The sequence below is a fragment of the Alkaliphilus sp. B6464 genome, from assembly GCF_018141165.1.
Lineage (GTDB): Bacteria > Bacillota > Clostridia > Peptostreptococcales > Natronincolaceae > Alkaliphilus_B.
Window position 1 is genome coordinate 3,384,773 of the sequence record NZ_CP058557.1, and the last position, 16,485, is coordinate 3,401,257.

16 protein-coding genes are annotated in these 16,485 nt (G+C 31.6%); 3 read left to right on the forward strand and 13 right to left on the reverse strand.

The features are described from left to right. Positions 1 to 287 precede the first annotated feature (287 nt). From HYG84_RS17340 to HYG84_RS17350, 3 genes are all read left to right on the forward strand, one after another. Entirely contained in the window at positions 288 to 428 is a 141-nt protein-coding gene (locus HYG84_RS17340; protein WP_212379452.1) for a hypothetical protein, read from the forward strand. Positions 429 to 674: 246 nt separating this feature from the next. Next, positions 675 to 965, forward strand: a complete 291-nt coding sequence (locus HYG84_RS17345) for an ArsR/SmtB family transcription factor (protein WP_212379454.1) — start codon at positions 675 to 677, stop codon at positions 963 to 965. A 116-nt stretch (positions 966 to 1,081) separates the two neighbouring features. Next, entirely contained in the window at positions 1,082 to 2,812 is a 1,731-nt protein-coding gene (locus HYG84_RS17350; protein ID WP_212379456.1) for a CoA-disulfide reductase, read from the forward strand. 87 nt (positions 2,813 to 2,899) lie between these two features. Here HYG84_RS17350 and mnmA read toward each other — a convergent pair whose 3' ends face one another. The 13 genes from mnmA to HYG84_RS17415 all read right to left on the reverse strand — a co-directional run bounded on the left by mnmA (position 2,900) and on the right by HYG84_RS17415 (position 16,407). After that, complete coding sequence (gene mnmA / locus HYG84_RS17355) at positions 2,900 to 4,000, reverse strand: tRNA 2-thiouridine(34) synthase MnmA (protein WP_212379458.1); 1,101 nt, start codon at positions 3,998 to 4,000, stop codon at positions 2,900 to 2,902. Between the two features lie 52 nt (positions 4,001 to 4,052). Continuing rightward, positions 4,053 to 4,253, reverse strand: a complete 201-nt coding sequence (locus tag HYG84_RS17360) for a hypothetical protein (protein ID WP_212379460.1) — start codon at positions 4,251 to 4,253, stop codon at positions 4,053 to 4,055. 118 nt (positions 4,254 to 4,371) lie between these two features. Then, on the reverse strand, positions 4,372 to 5,559 hold the full coding sequence (locus HYG84_RS17365; protein WP_212379462.1) for a coenzyme F420-0:L-glutamate ligase: 1,188 nt from the start codon (positions 5,557 to 5,559) through the stop codon (positions 4,372 to 4,374). A gap of 150 nt (positions 5,560 to 5,709) precedes the next feature. Continuing rightward, the gene (locus HYG84_RS17370; RefSeq protein ID WP_212379464.1) at positions 5,710 to 6,627 is read right to left on the reverse strand and encodes a DMT family transporter; all 918 of its coding nucleotides are present in this window, start codon (positions 6,625 to 6,627) and stop codon (positions 5,710 to 5,712) included. A gap of 137 nt (positions 6,628 to 6,764) precedes the next feature. Beyond that, entirely contained in the window at positions 6,765 to 7,595 is an 831-nt protein-coding gene (locus tag HYG84_RS17375; RefSeq protein ID WP_249168673.1) for a YitT family protein, read from the reverse strand. Positions 7,596 to 8,030: 435 nt separating this feature from the next. Next, on the reverse strand, positions 8,031 to 8,801 hold the full coding sequence (locus tag HYG84_RS17380) for a LytR/AlgR family response regulator transcription factor (RefSeq protein ID WP_212379468.1): 771 nt from the start codon (positions 8,799 to 8,801) through the stop codon (positions 8,031 to 8,033). Positions 8,802 to 8,816: 15 nt separating this feature from the next. Next, positions 8,817 to 10,460, reverse strand: coding sequence for a sensor histidine kinase (locus HYG84_RS17385; RefSeq protein WP_249168674.1), 1,644 nt, complete (start codon positions 10,458 to 10,460; stop codon positions 8,817 to 8,819). A gap of 172 nt (positions 10,461 to 10,632) precedes the next feature. After that, positions 10,633 to 11,778, reverse strand: coding sequence for a pyridoxal-phosphate-dependent aminotransferase family protein (locus HYG84_RS17390; protein WP_212379470.1), 1,146 nt, complete (start codon positions 11,776 to 11,778; stop codon positions 10,633 to 10,635). Positions 11,779 to 11,824: 46 nt separating this feature from the next. Continuing rightward, a complete protein-coding gene (locus HYG84_RS17395; RefSeq protein ID WP_212379472.1) occupies positions 11,825 to 12,172 on the reverse strand; it encodes a cupin domain-containing protein in 348 nt (115 codons plus the stop codon). 30 nt (positions 12,173 to 12,202) lie between these two features. Further along, positions 12,203 to 12,895: an LrgB family protein gene (locus tag HYG84_RS17400; protein ID WP_212379474.1), complete on the reverse strand. Its 693-nt coding sequence runs from the start codon at positions 12,893 to 12,895 to the stop codon at positions 12,203 to 12,205. Next, on the reverse strand, positions 12,888 to 13,244 hold the full coding sequence (locus tag HYG84_RS17405) for a CidA/LrgA family protein (protein ID WP_249168675.1): 357 nt from the start codon (positions 13,242 to 13,244) through the stop codon (positions 12,888 to 12,890). The genes HYG84_RS17400 and HYG84_RS17405 overlap by 8 nt, the downstream gene beginning before the upstream one ends. A gap of 409 nt (positions 13,245 to 13,653) precedes the next feature. Further along, positions 13,654 to 14,796 carry a hypothetical protein gene (locus HYG84_RS17410; protein ID WP_212379478.1) on the reverse strand — a complete coding sequence of 381 codons (1,143 nt, stop codon included), beginning with the start codon at positions 14,794 to 14,796 and terminating at the stop codon, positions 13,654 to 13,656. Between the two features lie 702 nt (positions 14,797 to 15,498). Beyond that, positions 15,499 to 16,407 carry a glycine betaine ABC transporter substrate-binding protein gene (locus tag HYG84_RS17415; protein ID WP_212379480.1) on the reverse strand — a complete coding sequence of 303 codons (909 nt, stop codon included), beginning with the start codon at positions 16,405 to 16,407 and terminating at the stop codon, positions 15,499 to 15,501. Between the last annotated feature and the right edge of the window lie 78 nt (positions 16,408 to 16,485).

Genomic DNA, 16,485 nt, shown 5'->3' on the forward strand with positions numbered 1-16,485 from the left:
TACATATTCCATATTACTATAGTGTAGTCAAAATTTCTATATTATATTATTAAATTGCCAAAATTTATGATGCTATAGTATTTAATCTAAGTATTTTAACAAATTAACTTTATATGAATCACATATATTTTACTAAATGTTTGATAATATATATTTACTGTTCACTTACATACAAATGAGGATTTTTATGTATCTATTATAATAAAAACTATTACAGATATAGCAAAACAAACAAATTTATTAGCACTAAATGCAGCTATTGAGCTGCAATGGCAGATAGAATTAATATGGGACAAATAGTAAATACTAAAATTGAAGAAATGGTTCAAGGCTTTAAATATATTGGAGATGTCTTAAACCAAACAGAACAATCTGACTACATATTAGCAAATATGCATGAAAAAATGAAAAACTTATTAGTCATGTAGATAGATCGTACACCGTTGATAAAATCTTGAAGAAAACTTAACTGAAATGAGAGCCATGTTAACAAAATCTGATATTTAAAAATTTATAATTTATTACATAAAAACGAGCAGAATCTTTTCTTTTGTGATTGTTTTTAGATTGAATACTTGATTTTATAAGTATTCAATAAAATGTTATAAAAAATACTTGACACTTATTTTTATATATCGTAATATTATGATATTAGGATTCAAGGAGGTTATTTTATGGACCATTTTTCAAATGATACTAAGATTTTTGATGAAAATGCCGAGATTTTAAAAGCGCTCGCTCACCCTATACGGCTCTGTATAGTTCAAGGATTGCTTAGCTGCAATGGATGCAATGTGTCTAAAATTCAAAATTGCTTAGATATCCCTCAGTCTACTATTTCTCAGCACCTGGCTAAACTTAGAAGCTCTGGTATTATTGCTGGCGAAAGAAACGGTTTAGAAATCGTTTACAAGGTTGTTAATCCTAAGGCCAAGGCTATCGTTAATGCTATTGTCAATAACTAAATTTAGTTATTGACACAGTGTTAATTTATATTTATAGTTAACATCGTAATATTACAATATATAAATTTAAAGTTTTATAATTTAATATATCAATTAAAGACTAGGAGGATTTAATGATGAGTAAAAAAGTAATTATTGTGGGTGGTGTAGCGGGCGGTGCTTCTACTGCTGCTAGATTACGAAGAATGGATGAAAATGCAGAAATTATTATGTTTGAAAGAGGAGAGTATATTTCATTCGCTAACTGTGGTCTTCCTTATTATATTGGAAACATTATTGAAAGAAGAGAGGCTTTGCTAGTTCAAACTGTAGAAGGAATGTCAAAAAAGTTTAATATGGATATTCGTATTCTAAGCGAAGTTATTGCAATAGATCCTTCCCAAAAGAAGTTAACTATTAAAAACTTAAAAACTAACGAAATATATGAAGAATCCTATGATGTACTTGTTCTTTCACCTGGTGCTAATCCAATTAAACCACCTATCCCTGGAATAAATGAAGCTAAAAATCTGTTTACATTACGCAATATACCAGATACAGATGCTATTAAATCTTTTGTAGATACTAAAAAACCAAAGTCCGCAATAGTTATAGGTGGTGGTTTTATCGGTATCGAAATGGCAGAAAGTTTACATCATAGAGGTATACATGTAACTCTTGTAGAAGCGGCTGATCAAATAATGGGACCTATCGACTACGAAATGGCTTCTATTTTGCACAATCATATAAAGTCTAAGGGCGTAGATCTGATCCTAGGTGATGGAGTTAAATCCTTTGAAAACCAAGGTAAAAAGTTAGTTCTACAAAGTGGAAAAGAAATAGAAACTGATCTAATTATATTTTCCATAGGTGTTAGGCCTGAAAACCAACTTGCTAAAGATGCAGGGTTGAAAGTTGGTGAAAGAGGGGGTATTCAAGTAAATGAATATCTTCAGACTTCAGATGAAACCATATATGCAATAGGAGACGCTATTGAAGTAGTAGACTTTATTAGCGGTAAACCAACAATGATTCCTCTAGCTGGCCCAGCTAATAAACAAGGTAGGATTGTAGCAAATAACATTTGCGGCAAATCTGAAAAATATGTTGGCACTATAGGAACTTCTGTAGCTAAAGTTTTCGATATGGCTGTGGCATCCACTGGTAATAACGAGAAACTACTAAAGGCTAGAGGGGTTAAATATGAAGCAATTCATATACATCCAGGTTCTCATGCAGGTTATTATCCTGGTGCCTTCCCTATTTCTATGAAAATGCTATTTGATCCTGAAACAGGCAAAATTTTCGGCGCGCAAGCAGTTGGATATGATGGTGTCGAAAAAAGAATCGATGTTATTGCTACAGCTATAGCTGCTAATATGAATGTCATAGATTTAAAAGAATTAGAATTATCCTATGCACCTCCATTCTCTTCTGCCAAAGATCCAGTTAATATGTTTGGATTTGTTGCTTCAAATATAATGAATGGACTAGTAAGTACTGTACAGTGGCATGAGATTGATAATATTGTGAAAGATGGTGGCATCCTAGTAGACGTTAGAGAAGCAGAAGAAAATCAATTAGGATTTATTAAAGGTTCTATACTAATACCACTTGGAGAGCTTAGAAGCCGCTTAGGAGAATTACCCAAGGATAAAACAATCCATATATACTGTCAAGTTGGTATTAGAGGATATAATGCTAGTAGAATATTGATACAAAATGGTTATAGTGCTAAAAACCTAGATGGTGGATATAAAACTTATCAATGTGTATTTTCAAATGATTCATCTAATGATTGTATTGCACAAATAGATGATTCTGGTGTTGCAAAGATAGATTGCTCAACTGGTGAGAAAAAACTTTAAATAATATTAAGTATATTAAAAATACACCTATGCACTGTAAAGATCCTAGTACAATTAATTGTACTAGGATCTTTTAAACTTTAAATATTAATCTTCATTTAGTATTTTGTCAATAGTAGCTCCACCTAAGCATACAGCTTCATCATAAAATACAACTGCCTGTCCAGGAGTTATTGCTTTTTGAGGTTTATCAAATAATACCTTACACGTATTATCTTTTTCTATATGAACTGTTACACCTTGGTCTGCTTGTCGATATCTAAATTTAGCTGTACATTTAAACACAGATGGCTTCTGTTTTTCACTTACCCATTGAATATCTGTTGCTATAAGTCCACTAGAATATAGACTAGGATGATTTTCACCTTGAGTAACATATAGTATATTTTTCTCAAGATCTTTGCTTACTACAAACCACGGTTCACCAGTTCCAGCTCCACCTATACCTAGACCCTTTCTTTGTCCTAATGTGTAATACATTAACCCATCATGCTTACCCTTTATTTCTCCTTCTAAAGATCTAATCTCTCCTGGCTGTGCAGGAAGATAGTTGCTTAAAAACTCCTTAAAGTTTCTCTCTCCAATAAAACAAATTCCTGTGCTATCCTTCTTAGTAGCCGTTGCAAGACCTCTATCTTTAGCAATTTGTCGAAGGTCTTTTTTCTGTAAATGTCCTATTGGGAACATTGCCTTCGAAAGCTGATATTGATTTAACTGATTTAAAAAATAGGTTTGATCCTTATTAGAGTCAGCACCTCTAAGTAATCTATATTCTCCATCATTAAAATCCACTTGAGCATAGTGTCCTGTTGCTAAATAATCTGCTCCTAGTTTTAACGCATGCTCTAAAAAAGCCTTAAATTTAATCTCTTTATTACACATTACATCTGGATTAGGTGTGCGACCATTTTTATATTCATCTAGAAAATAAGTAAATACTTTGTCCCAATATTCTTTTTCAAAGTTTACAGAATAGTATGGTATATCTATTTGATCGCAGACTCTTCTTACATCTTCATAATCTTCTGCTGAAGTACAATATCCAAGATCATCAGTTTCATCCCAATTTTTCATAAAAATACCTACTACATCGTATCCTTGTTCCTTTAATAATAAAGCTGCCACAGATGAGTCTACACCACCCGACATACCTATAACAACTCTTGTATCCTTTGGCTCTTTTTTCATATCTGTCGCCTCCCTTCTTAATAACTTGAAGTCTTAGCCTATATTAAATCATCTAAATTAGTGTCTCGTCAAAAATAAACTTTTCTCCATTATTTATAACTATACAAGGTATTCCTATAGATCCCTTTTTCTTAATTTCTTCAAACTCAGAATAATTATCCCTATATTTTAGAAATTGCTTTAAGTTAAACATACTATCTGTTATATCTAAGTAAGCATATTTAATATTTTTTTCTGAAAGAAACTCTTTCAACGGTGCACAGCCTGGTCAATGTTGACTTCCAAGTACAATTATTTTTTTGATTTATGCCCTCCTGTAAAGTTATATTTATTATTTTAGCACTTTTTACTCAAAAAGAGTAGCATAATTGCTACTCTTCTGCATAACTATCAAAATATCCTTGAATTAGTACTATTGGTGTTCCTTTATCTCCACTTCCACTTGTTAAGTCACATAGACTTCCTAAAAGATCCGTAATTTGTCTAGGCGTTGTTCCTAACTTCTGTCCTAAATGACCTTCATCATTACCTTTTTCTTTTATTTTTTTCTTAATAGCATCAGTCATCTCTTCACTACTTAAGTTGCCAAGTTCATTATCAGCAACATACTTTATTTTTATTTCATTAGGTGTTCCTTCTAGTCCCTTTGTGTATCCAGGAGATACTACTGGATCCGCTAGCTCCCATATTTTACCCATTGGGTCTTTAAAAGCACCATCTCCATAAACCATAACTTCTACATGCTTACCAGTTTTCTCTTTTATTAACTGTTGAATATTTTCAACCGTATTTTGACAATTCTTAGGAAATAATTTTATTTTAGTATGCGTAGCTGTATTAGAACCAAGAAGACCATAGTCTGGATTAAATCCACTTCCATTTATAGATTCATTTAATACTTCATCTAAGCCATAAACATTTTTCGCTCCTGCATTTAATAGTAATTTCTTAGTTCTTTTTCTCTCATGTATATTAGCTACTAAAACATCCTTTGTATACTTTAATGCCGCCCTTGCATCATTTGCAAGAAATATTTCAATATTATTATCTACTGCAAGCTCTTTATACATTTGCACATAGTCTATTCCTGTAAATGGATGAGCTACTTTTTGTCCAAATAGTGATCTGTATTTCTCTTCAGTTAGAACATCAGTATACGGATTAACACCGGCTTCATCCATCATATCAATATCCATCAAGTGGTTTCCTACCTCATCAGATGGATAATTTAAAAATAAATATATCTTTTTACCACTCGTTGCTAATCCCTTTAGTATTAAAGAAAATCTATTTCTACTTAATATAGGGAAAACTACTGCAAAGTCTCCTTCGAACTTTCTATTAATATCTGCTGCAATATCATCAATATCTGCATAATTCCCCTGTGATCTAGCTACTAGAGATTCTGTTACACCTATTACGTCCTTATCATTAAGTGTAAATTTTTCAGCATCTATGGACTTTAGAACTGAATCGACTACAATATTAACTAAGTCGTCTCCTTCTTTTATAATAGGAGCTCTAATTCCTCTAACTGTAGTACCTACTGTTCTTACCATCTAAACATCTCTCCTTTTAGGTTATATAGTAAAACCTGAATTTTAATGAGTCAATTAATCATTAATATACGTATCTATGAATATCTTCTATCATATTATAACATTTATAGTTCATGTTTGGTAGTTTTTTTTATAAAAAAACATTTCTGGTTACATAACATTTGAATGCTCACTAATACTATTTTCTTTATTTTCTTTTAGTTGCTCTTTTATTATTCCATAAATAGACATAACTATCAAAATAGTTCCTAATATGATATTAATAGTGATCTTCTCTTTAAAGATTATAGCACTTAGTACTATACTTGTAATAGGTTCAAAGGTACTAAGTATCGATGTGTTAGATGAACCAATTAGTTTTACAGCTATTGCAAAAGCCACTAGACCATATATAGAAGAAAGCGCAATAAGTACTATAGGTATTAATGAAATAAATTGTATTTTAAAGCTTATAGTTCTCGTTATTATACCAAATACAAAAATCCCTATAGAGGAAAATAAAGAAACATAGAAGGTTAAAAGTAAGCTTTCTATATTTTTAATTTTACTATGGGCTATTGATAAGATATATATTGAATAAAACACTCCTGATGCGAGCGCTAGCATTATCCCTGTAAAATTATTTTTCACGTTTCCAAACCCTACTAGAATATATATCCCTACTATAGAAAGTATTAAAGAGACAACCTTTATAGTGCTTAGACTTTCTTTAAATAGTATAAAGGATAAAAATATAACTAATGCTGGATATATAAAATGCAGTATAGTAGCAAGTCCCGGTGAAATGTATGTAAAAGATGAAAATAATGTTAATGCAGTTGCCGCATACCCAACGAGAGAGGCGAAAACCATACTAGGAATAATCTCTCTATTTATTTTGAAACTTATTTTTTTAATTAAGAAATAAATAAAAAGTATAATAGTTGAAAAAAGAAATCTATAAAATGCAACCGTTATAGAATTTGTACCCCCTTTATATGCAAGTGTTGCAAAAATTGGTAAAACTCCTAAAGCAATAGCTGACAATACCGCATAAACTACACCCTTTGTTTTTTGTCTAATTCCCATATAATTACCTCCCTTATATTTAAACCATTATCTATTTTCATTATACATTATTTAACACTTAAGTTTGATCACTTTAATAATATATATGCACAAAAAAAATGAACTCAAAAGAGTCCATTTTCTATAGTTCTATATTTTTATATTCCTATATTTCTAAAGCCAGAACCTTGTACCTCTTGAATGCCTTGAATAGCCATAAAGGCCTTAGGGTCATGTTCTTCTATTATTTCCTTTAGTTTTGCAATTTGGGTAGTAGTTAATATACAGTAAATAACTTTTTTATTGGATTTTGAATATCCTCCTTCGGCCTGCAAAAATGTTACTCCTCTATTTAGTTTATCCATTATTACTTCCGCCATTACCTCTGCTTTATCTGATACAATCATTACATTTTTCTTTTGATTTAGTCCTTCTTGCACTTTATCTACAACTTGGTATGCAACATACATAGCTATTAATGTATACATAGCAGGTTTTAATCCAAATAATGTTGATGCTACTGCAACAATAACAGTGTTGAATAGCATTAGTCCAGTTCCTACATTAATACTGTATTTCTTTTTAAAGATTGCAGCTATAATATCTAATCCACCTTGACTAACTCGACTTCTAAACAATATCCCCATTCCTATACCATTTAAAATGGCTCCAAATATTGCAGCTAAAATAATATCGTCTAAAACTATATGCTTATTTATTCCTGTTGTAATTTCCATTAAAAACGATAAGCAGAACATTGATATAAAGCTATACGCCGCAAACTCCTTATCAACTATTCTCATCCCTATTAAAAATATAGGAATATTTATTAAAAATATTAAAAGTCCAGTAGGAATTTGTGTTAAATAGTAAATCATAATAGATACTCCACCAACACCACCGCTAAGTAGTTTATTTGGTATAAAAAATCCATTTATAGCAATTGAGCATAATAAATTACCTAAAATAATAGCTCCTATTTTATTCATATTAATCGAAATATTTTTTGAGCTTAAAAAAGCCCTTTTTGTAGATTCCAAAGTAAATACCTCTCTTTTATTTTATTTTATTAATTGTTACAACTCATTATACTAATATGAATTTTTTCTTTCAATATTCATAAAAATAGATTTATCCCTTCTATCACTCATTTCAAAGGATATACTGCATTAAACTGCAAATTATACGCCTAATCGCCCTATTGCTACTAATTGACAGAAGCATACCATTAACATTTAATAAACAAAATACAATAGCGAAAAAAAAAATTATTAATTTATAAATAAGTTCTGTAAACGTGATAAAATAGCCAATAGAGCATTATTTAAGAAATAATGCTCTATTTATAATTATCTGTAATGCGAAAATGATTCCTATTAAACTTGCTAAATATTTTTATATTATAATGAAATTTTTCTTGCTATTTAGCTTATATTCATTATTGTCCTAAAATCTTTTATCTTACTTCGGCTTACAGGTATCTTTTCCTCAACATTCTTAAGTTCTATTAAATATGTGGAGTTAAACCAAGGCACAATCTCTTCTATAAAATCTAGATTTATCAGAAAGCTTTTGTGGGTTCTAAAAAAATTCTGGTAGTTCAACTTCTCTTCAAGTTGGCTTAAAGTATTATTAAATTCAAATATACCCTTAGTAGATATTATTAAGGTATTTCGCTCTTCAACGGTTGCATATACTATTTCCGATGGATCTACTGGTATTAGTTTCCCATTACTGTAAATAGAAATTTTAGATACTTTGTTTTGCTTATGGGTATTAAAAGTATTAATTAAATTCTCTATCTGTTTTCCATAGCTAATATTTTTAGTCTCATATATCATATGTGAAACTCTTTTTATACTTTTTTCTAGTCTTTCTTTAGCTGTAGGCTTTAATAAATAATCTATAGCATTTACTTCAAAAGCTTCTACTGCGAATTCTTCGAAGGCTGTAACAAATATGATTAAGGGCGCATATCCTTCTTTAATTATTTTTTCAGCAACTTCTATACCACTCATCTTTGGCATATGTATATCTAGAAAAATAACGTCAGGTTTTAGTTTCCGATTTAGCTCTATTGCTTCAAATCCATAGGCAGCTTCCCCTATAACCTCTATATCTTTGAGCTGTTGCAATAAAAACCTCAGCTCCTTCCTTGCTGGTAACTCATCATCCACAATCAAGCACCTTATCATAAGACTCTCCCCTTATCATTTAGGAATTCTAACTATTACTGTGGTTCCTTTATCAACCTGGCTATATATTTCAAGAGCATTTTTTTCGCCGTATTTATTTTTCAACCTATTATTAACATTAATTAATCCTATTGAATCATTTTGTAATTTATTATCAAACAATGAATCTAAAAAACTTTTCTCCATACCAACACCATTATCTCTTATAACTATAACTGTTTCATCTTCATTATCTGTAGCCTTGACTTCAATATTGCCTCCTTCAATCTTTTCTAATATACCATGCTTTATTCCATTCTCTACTATGGGCTGGAGTATCAAGGGTGGTAGTACACAATTTATATTATTAGGTATATCAAACTTTACATTTAATTTATCTCCAAACCTTGCTTGTTCTATCTCTATATAAGACTCTATATGCTCTATTTCTTCAAATAAATTTACTTCTTCCACATTCTTCTGTAGATTTTTTCTAAAATAGGATCCAAGATGTATCAATAGCTCCCTTGCCCTATCAGGATTCGTCCTAGTAAAGGATACTATGGTATTAATTGCATTGAATAAAAAGTGAGGATTTATCTGAGCCTGTAATGCTCTAAGTTCAGCCTTTGACAACAATTTAGATTGATAATCTATTTTACTCAATTCTATTTGAGTGGAAAATAGCAATCCCAAACCTAAAGCAAGCTCTAAATCCACTTGAGTAATTGAATCTTCCTTGTCCTTGTAGAGTTTTAAGGTTCCTATAGTCTCATTTTCTTCTTTTAGAGGCACTATTATGGCAGATTTCAACTTGCAGCAGTCATAACTACAACCAATTTCGTCCTTAGTACCTGCTACTTGATATACTCCTGTATTTACAACATCCTTAGTAAGGCTTGTCATTATATTATCCCCAGATTTATGATGGTCTTCTCCTAAACCGACGTGGGCCAATATATTTTCCTTATCAGTGAAGGCAACCCCTTTGATGGCTGTCATATCCTTAATAATCTTAGCCGTTTCTAATGCTGTTTCTAATGCTGTTTCTCTATTAAATCCCTTTCTAAAATATTTAAGGGTTCTATTTGCAATTTTTAGCACCATTTGAGCTTGATAAGCTGCAGCCCTTTCTTGATCTGTAAAGACACTATCTACTATAGCTATAAATATGGCTACTCCCAAGGCATTGGTTACTGTCACAGGAATGGCAATGATTTTAACTAATTTAATGGCTTCATCAAATGGTCTTGAAAACAATAAAATAGCTCCTAATTCAATTAACTCTGGTATTATTGCAGTTATCATAGCAAATAGCCATTTATTATTGTTTTTATGAAACTTCTTGCTTAACAATCCAGAAATTATTCCTGCTAGAACAGTTGAAATTGTGCAAGGAACTGTTGTAAACCCTCCTATCTCAATTATGCATCTATGTAGTCCAGCTATTAGTCCAGATATAACCCCTACAGTTGGTCCCCCCAAAAGCCCACCCACAATTATGCCAATAATCCTAGAATTTGCTAAGGCTCCATCTATAGGTATTCCTATATAGGTGCCTATTATTCCAAACATTCCAAAAATCATTGATAAAATAAGTTTATCCTTTCTACTAATATTGTTTTTTGTAACTAAGTTTCTTATTAATTTAATCTTCGATACTATAAAAGCTAGTATCATAATTATTCCAATTCTATTGATGAGATTACTAAATATGTCAATTATCAGTTTTAGCTCTCCTTCCTGTTAATTTATTGTCAATTTGATTATATTACAATTATGGTATTAATGGCAAAGGAGAATAAGCGTTGTTACTGCCTATCCTCCTTAATATATATTATTCAGATTTACCTTACTTTAGTAATTCTTTCATTAAAATACCTACACCTTTACCTAATTCCACATCTTTACCACTTCTATATAATGCCCTTTCTATAGTTGCAATTACAGATACCATATCGTGAATGTCTATATTACCCATGTGTCCTAATCTAAACATTTTGCCCGCATAGGCTCCAAGTCCACCAGCAACAACAATACCCTCTTCAGCTAACATTTTTCTAAATTCTACATCATCGATACCTTCCATATATAGTACGTTGGATAAGGTCACCGCTCTACATTCTTTCTGTGCAAGTAAGTTAAATCCTAGACCCTCTAAAGCAGCTTGCATTGCCCTTGCATTTTTTTCGTGTCTCTTATATCTATTTTCCAACCCTTCTTCCTTAATAAGTCTGACGGATTCTTTTAAGGCCCAAATAAGATTTATAGCTGGTGTAGCAAAGTATTTTGAAGGATCTTGCATTATCGGTAACCATTTTTCGAAATCTATATAATACTCTGGTATAGTGCCTAATGCTTTTCTTCTTTCTAATGCTCTAGGTCCCGCCCATACAATTGCAAGTCCTGGTGCAACACCAAAAGCTTTTTGCGTTCCTGTAAGTAATACGTCTATTTTCATTTCATCCACGTATTCAGGTTCCGCAGCAGTAGCACAAACTCCATCTACTATAAATAAAGTATCTTCGAACTTACTGATTACTTCTCCAATTTCTTTAATAGGTGCAACTACTCCTGTGGCAGTATCAACGTGAGTCGCAGTAACAGCTTTATAGTTCTTGTCTTTTAATTTTGCCTCAATGTCTGCTACTGGTACAATTGTACCCCATTCACTTCCAATTACATCAACATTGATACCTTTTCTTTTACACAAATCAATAAATCTGTCACCGAAGAATCCTTGAGATACAATAAGTAGGTTGTCACCAGCTTTTAAGGTGTTAGCAATTGCCATTTCCATAGCCATTGTACCTGTACCAGCAATTACAAATACTTCACCTGATGTTCCCCACATTTCCTTCATATCTGTTAATAGGTCTTTGTAGTCCTTAACGAAAGCCGGATCTCCAAATGCAACTGTTTCTCTACCCATTTGATCCTGAATAGATCTAACTACAGGTGTTGGTCCAGGAATCATAACTAGTTTTTTAGTTTTCATATATATCTACCTCCTAAATTTTATATGGCTTATTAAATACTTATCCTTAAACGTTGTGAATTAAACCTATGAATTCCAAGTCAGAATCTCCAGTATTTTTAATCGAATGACCTTCTCCACTTCTACAAAGAGTAAAGTCACCTGCTTGTATTTCTACCTCGTTACCGTTGTCACTATATAATGCTTTACCTTTTAATATGTAATATGCTTCTTGCTCTCCTTCATGCTTATGGAATCCAATAGAATTTCCTGACTCTATAATATGTCTTGCATACAATCTTCCTTTTCCACAGAAATCTTCTGATTCAAATAAATGAACTCGGTTTATGTCTCCGTCACCTTTCATTAGATTTGTAACTACATCTGTTCTTAATTCTCCTGCTCTTTTAATCATAGTATTTCCTCCTTAAATTATTTTTTAAAATTAAGATAATATTTGAAGTAATAAGGGCGCTAAGAAAACTGTGAATAAACCTGCCACACTTATTGCAAGAGATCCCATTGCGCCCTGAACCTCTCCCATTTGCATGGCCTTTGCAGTCCCAATAGCATGGGAAGCTGTACCTAAAGCTATACCAGCTGCAACTTCGTCTTTTATTCTGAAAAGCTTAATTAAAATTGGTCCTAAAACATTTCCTGTTATACCTGTAAGTACTGTTACAGCTATAGTTAAAGCGGGAATACCTCCGATTTGCTTTGAAATTTCTGATGAAATAGCTGCTGTTACAGATTTAGGAAATAATGATATTGCAACAGGATCTACTATACCAATTAGTTTATTTAGATAAAATACTCCAACTAATGCAGTAACACAACCAACAAATATACCAACTACAACAGCAATACCACTTTCTTTTAATTTATTTATTTGTTTATACAGTGGAATCGCTAACACTACGGTTGTAGGCCCTAGAAGGAAGCTGATTATACTTCCACCCTTATTATAAACATCATACTCAATACCAGTAGCCATTAATAAAGCAATTATTAAGCCTATAGCAATAAGTAGCGGATTAAGAAGTGGTTGTTTAGTCTTTTTATTTATTAAAACTCCAATTTCATAAGCTACAAGTGTAATAAGAATTCCAAAGACTGGCACGTTTACTAAATCAAGCATTTATCTTCTCCTCCTTTTTACCACCTTTTAAAGCTTGAACTGTTAAGCCAGTAACAGTGATGACTATAGAAGTTGATACCACAATAAGAATTAAAATTTGCAACCATTGATCTTTAATAAGATCTAAAGATGCTATTAGTCCAACTCCACCCGGAATAAAAAGAAATGTCAGATGATCTAGAAGGAATTGACCTACAGCGTCAATTTGTTCAAGCTTTACAATTCCCGCAAGAAGTAATATTAAGAGAAAAATCATTCCTAAAACTGTTGCGGGTATGGGAAATTTTGTTAATGTTTGAAAAATATGCCCCGCAAAGAAAATACCGCATATTATTGCTAATTGCTTCAAAAGTTTCAATACTCTCACCCCATTCTAATTGTTCAATACCCCTTTTATTAACCCTCTTTTAAATGTAAAGATGTTCTAACTAATCTTGGCTCATCAACTCCTTTTGCTTATTTTTTAACAAATAGATCTTTTAATACTTATAGTCTAATACTCTTCTAGTTAATAAAATAATATAATTTGTTCGTTGAAAAAAATACACTTCATGGGTAAGATAACAAAAATCATGGTTGAAATACATTTTTCAAACCATGATTTTCATATTAATTATTGAGCTAACTAGTCTCTGATTATAGCTAACTTTTAGTACTTAAATGCTGTTATAATATTAATTAATTTTGATTAAACAAAACTCCCCAATCATCATAATTGATAGGGGAGTTTTTAATAAATTATTTATTATATGCTATCTTTATTTGGCGTTTGCATAAGCCTCTGCAACAGCAGCTATATAACCTTCAACAGTTACAGTTACAGTTGATGTAAGTTCTGGTATATCTGGCACATGTTTGTGAGACGCGTCACGTTCTTTAACCTTTAAAGCCTTAATTTCGTCTACACTCTTACCAACCATCCACTTTTCAAACTCTGCAATCTGTTCAAACCATTCTTTACCAATTGTAGATGCTTTTTTCATGCCATATGCATCACCAAGTTCAACCTTAGTTTTAATTTCTGTATTTTTATCTGTAGTTATTATACCTTTATTATCAAACTCAACTTTAGTTTGCGCATTATCAATTATAGTTCCTACAACTTTACCGTCTTCATCGAAAGCTGTTGCAGCCATTACTGTGTCAACTTGTGCAGCTGGTAGAGTTTCTTTGCCGTCTTTAACTTCAAGTCCCTTAGACTTACCGATTGAAATTTCATGTCCAAGACCTAATGTTTCGGCACCTGACCCAATTTCAACTGCAGTTTTGTATGCTTCTTCAACAGCTGCTATATAACCTTCAACGGTTACAGTTACAAGTGATGTAAGTTCTGGTACATCCGGTACACTCTTGTGAGATTCATCCCGTTCTTTAACCTTCATAGACTTAATCTCATCTACAGTCTTACCTATCATCCATTTTTCAAGCTCTTCAATCTGCTGATACCATTCTTTTTTAATTTCTGAAGCTTTAACCATTCCATAATCGTCTTTTAGCTCAACCTTGGTTTTATTCACAGCTGTTAAATCAGAAGTTACTTTAAGATCTTTGTCAAAGTTTACTTTAGTTTGAGCAGTATCAATAGTTACTTTAACCACTTTACCATCTTTGTCAAATCCAACAGCAGCAATAACTGTATCGACCTGACCTACCGGAAGAATATCTTTGCCATCTTTATCTACTGCAAGATCTTTAGATTTGCCAATAGATGTACTATGCCCAAGACCTATCTTTACAATATTTCCATCATTTGAAGAAGTATCTTCTACAGGCTTGTTCTCATTTGGAGAAGTATTTTCCGCAGGTGGTGTCTCATTTGAAGATGTGTTCTTTGGTGTACATCCCGCTAACATAGAAACCATTAAAATAAGTACTAGAAAGATCGAAAAAATTTTTTTCATGTTTCTCCCTCCACTTTTTAAGTAAATTTTACTACTATTTGATTATATCAGATAGTTAAATAATAGACAATATATTTTTCTATTAATTAATTATTTTTATTATTCGGTACATTTTGCTTTATAGTTAACTATACAAACAAATTCATTTTATATTTAAACAATACTAATTTAATAGTAGTGTTTTGAAGAATTATGTCGTATTTAAGCATTTTTTGTCTTTTTTTGTATTATCTATTTATTATATATAATTTAAGATTTTAAAATATAAAATTTACATATAAATTCCATTAAATATTACATTTTTTAAAATAATTGTTAAAAATATAACTATTTTTACTATCTTTCATTATATACCTTTCTACTCTAAATTTATTGTATATAGCTAATCTTAATATTGTAATATTCTGGAAATAATTATTTTTTTATATTTGGCAGGCTTCAAGATGCTAAAGGTCCAAGACTAACCGCAACCATAGGAAGTATACTCATGGATTTAGTCTTATTTTATCTGGTATTATATTTGACTCTACAAATAGTTATAATACAGCCTACATTGTAGCTTTGATATTACTAGTAATATCAACTGTAATAACATTTACCATTAAATCTACAACCGAAACATCTGAACCTAATTTCACCAAAGAAAATATATAAAGGTATATAAAAATAGGCCTATTACTGGGCCTATTTTTACCTAATAATCTATTTAGCTAAATCTTCTATAGAATCAATTTTCATATACGCGGGAACAGCTAAACCTATCTTTGCTCCTTCTAAGTTTGGACCTAAATCTTCTACTTGATCATTGTAGTCTGCCATATACTTTTCATGAGTTCCTGGTAACCATGCTGCAACAATAGCGTCTACATCTCCACTGGCTACGGCAGCCCACATTGGTCCTGCTTCCACCTGTGTAAGTGTAACATTATATCCCATATCCTCTAATACTTTTCCGATAACATTAGTAGATGCAATTTCTGAGTCCCAAGCAACATAAGCAAGTTTAATTTTTTCTCCATCTACTTTGTGTGCACCGTCTGTCCACTCGCTTACTTTATCTTGATTGTCATTAATCCATTGTGTTGCAACTTCGACTACATTTTCTCCCTCATTAACTTTAAGCATAACAGATTCCATATCCTCTGGAGTCCAATAAAATTGATCTAAGATTTTATGAGCATTTGACATATCTTCCTTTAATTCTAAGCGCGTAATTGTATGAATTTTCTCTTCTCCACCAAATGATCCCTTAGGGTCATCTAAATATTTTAAGTCATACTTAGCAAATTTCCAATGTGGTGTCCAAGCAGTAACTATAATAGGCCTATTATTTTCAATTGCATCTCCAAGAGCTTGAGTCATAGCAGCTCCAGAACTAGTTTGTACCTTAAAATCTAAATCATAATCTTCAACAGCTTTTTCAGCAGCCTGTACTACTCCTGCACCAGCATCTATACCTATAATTTTATAATCTACTTGTTGGCCCAATGTTTTTTCGGAATTTTTATTTGATGCCCCATTATTCCCACTATTGCTACTGCAACCTACTATAGTTAAAGCTAATATAGTGCATACTAGCACACTAAGTTTTTTCCATTTGTTTTTAATCATTAATTTGTTCCTCCCTTTATTTTCTACTATTGCTTGCTGAAAATTATAACAAACAACGGATAATAGTATATAAGAATT

Excerpts from the sequence above, each read along its gene's own strand:
- HYG84_RS17415 (WP_212379480.1), bottom strand. The coding sequence starts at position 16,407 with ATGATTAAAAACAAATGGAAAAAACTTAGTGTGCTAGTATGCACTATA.
- HYG84_RS17340 (WP_212379452.1), top strand. The coding sequence starts at position 288 with ATGGGACAAATAGTAAATACTAAAATTGAAGAAATGGTTCAAGGCTTT.
- HYG84_RS17400 (WP_212379474.1), bottom strand. The coding sequence starts at position 12,895 with ATGCTTGATTTAGTAAACGTGCCAGTCTTTGGAATTCTTATTACACTT.
- HYG84_RS17395 (WP_212379472.1), bottom strand. The coding sequence starts at position 12,172 with ATGATTAAAAGAGCAGGAGAATTAAGAACAGATGTAGTTACAAATCTA.
- HYG84_RS17350 (WP_212379456.1), top strand. The coding sequence starts at position 1,082 with ATGAGTAAAAAAGTAATTATTGTGGGTGGTGTAGCGGGCGGTGCTTCT.
- HYG84_RS17410 (WP_212379478.1), bottom strand. The coding sequence starts at position 14,796 with ATGAAAAAAATTTTTTCGATCTTTCTAGTACTTATTTTAATGGTTTCT.
- HYG84_RS17345 (WP_212379454.1), top strand. The coding sequence starts at position 675 with ATGGACCATTTTTCAAATGATACTAAGATTTTTGATGAAAATGCCGAG.
- mnmA (WP_212379458.1), bottom strand. The coding sequence starts at position 4,000 with ATGAAAAAAGAGCCAAAGGATACAAGAGTTGTTATAGGTATGTCGGGT.
- HYG84_RS17380 (WP_212379468.1), bottom strand. The coding sequence starts at position 8,801 with ATGATAAGGTGCTTGATTGTGGATGATGAGTTACCAGCAAGGAAGGAG.
- HYG84_RS17390 (WP_212379470.1), bottom strand. The coding sequence starts at position 11,778 with ATGAAAACTAAAAAACTAGTTATGATTCCTGGACCAACACCTGTAGTT.
- HYG84_RS17370 (WP_212379464.1), bottom strand. The coding sequence starts at position 6,627 with ATGGGAATTAGACAAAAAACAAAGGGTGTAGTTTATGCGGTATTGTCA.
- HYG84_RS17365 (WP_212379462.1), bottom strand. The coding sequence starts at position 5,559 with ATGGTAAGAACAGTAGGTACTACAGTTAGAGGAATTAGAGCTCCTATT.
- HYG84_RS17375 (WP_249168673.1), bottom strand. The coding sequence starts at position 7,595 with ATGAATAAAATAGGAGCTATTATTTTAGGTAATTTATTATGCTCAATT.
- HYG84_RS17385 (WP_249168674.1), bottom strand. The coding sequence starts at position 10,460 with ATGATACTAGCTTTTATAGTATCGAAGATTAAATTAATAAGAAACTTA.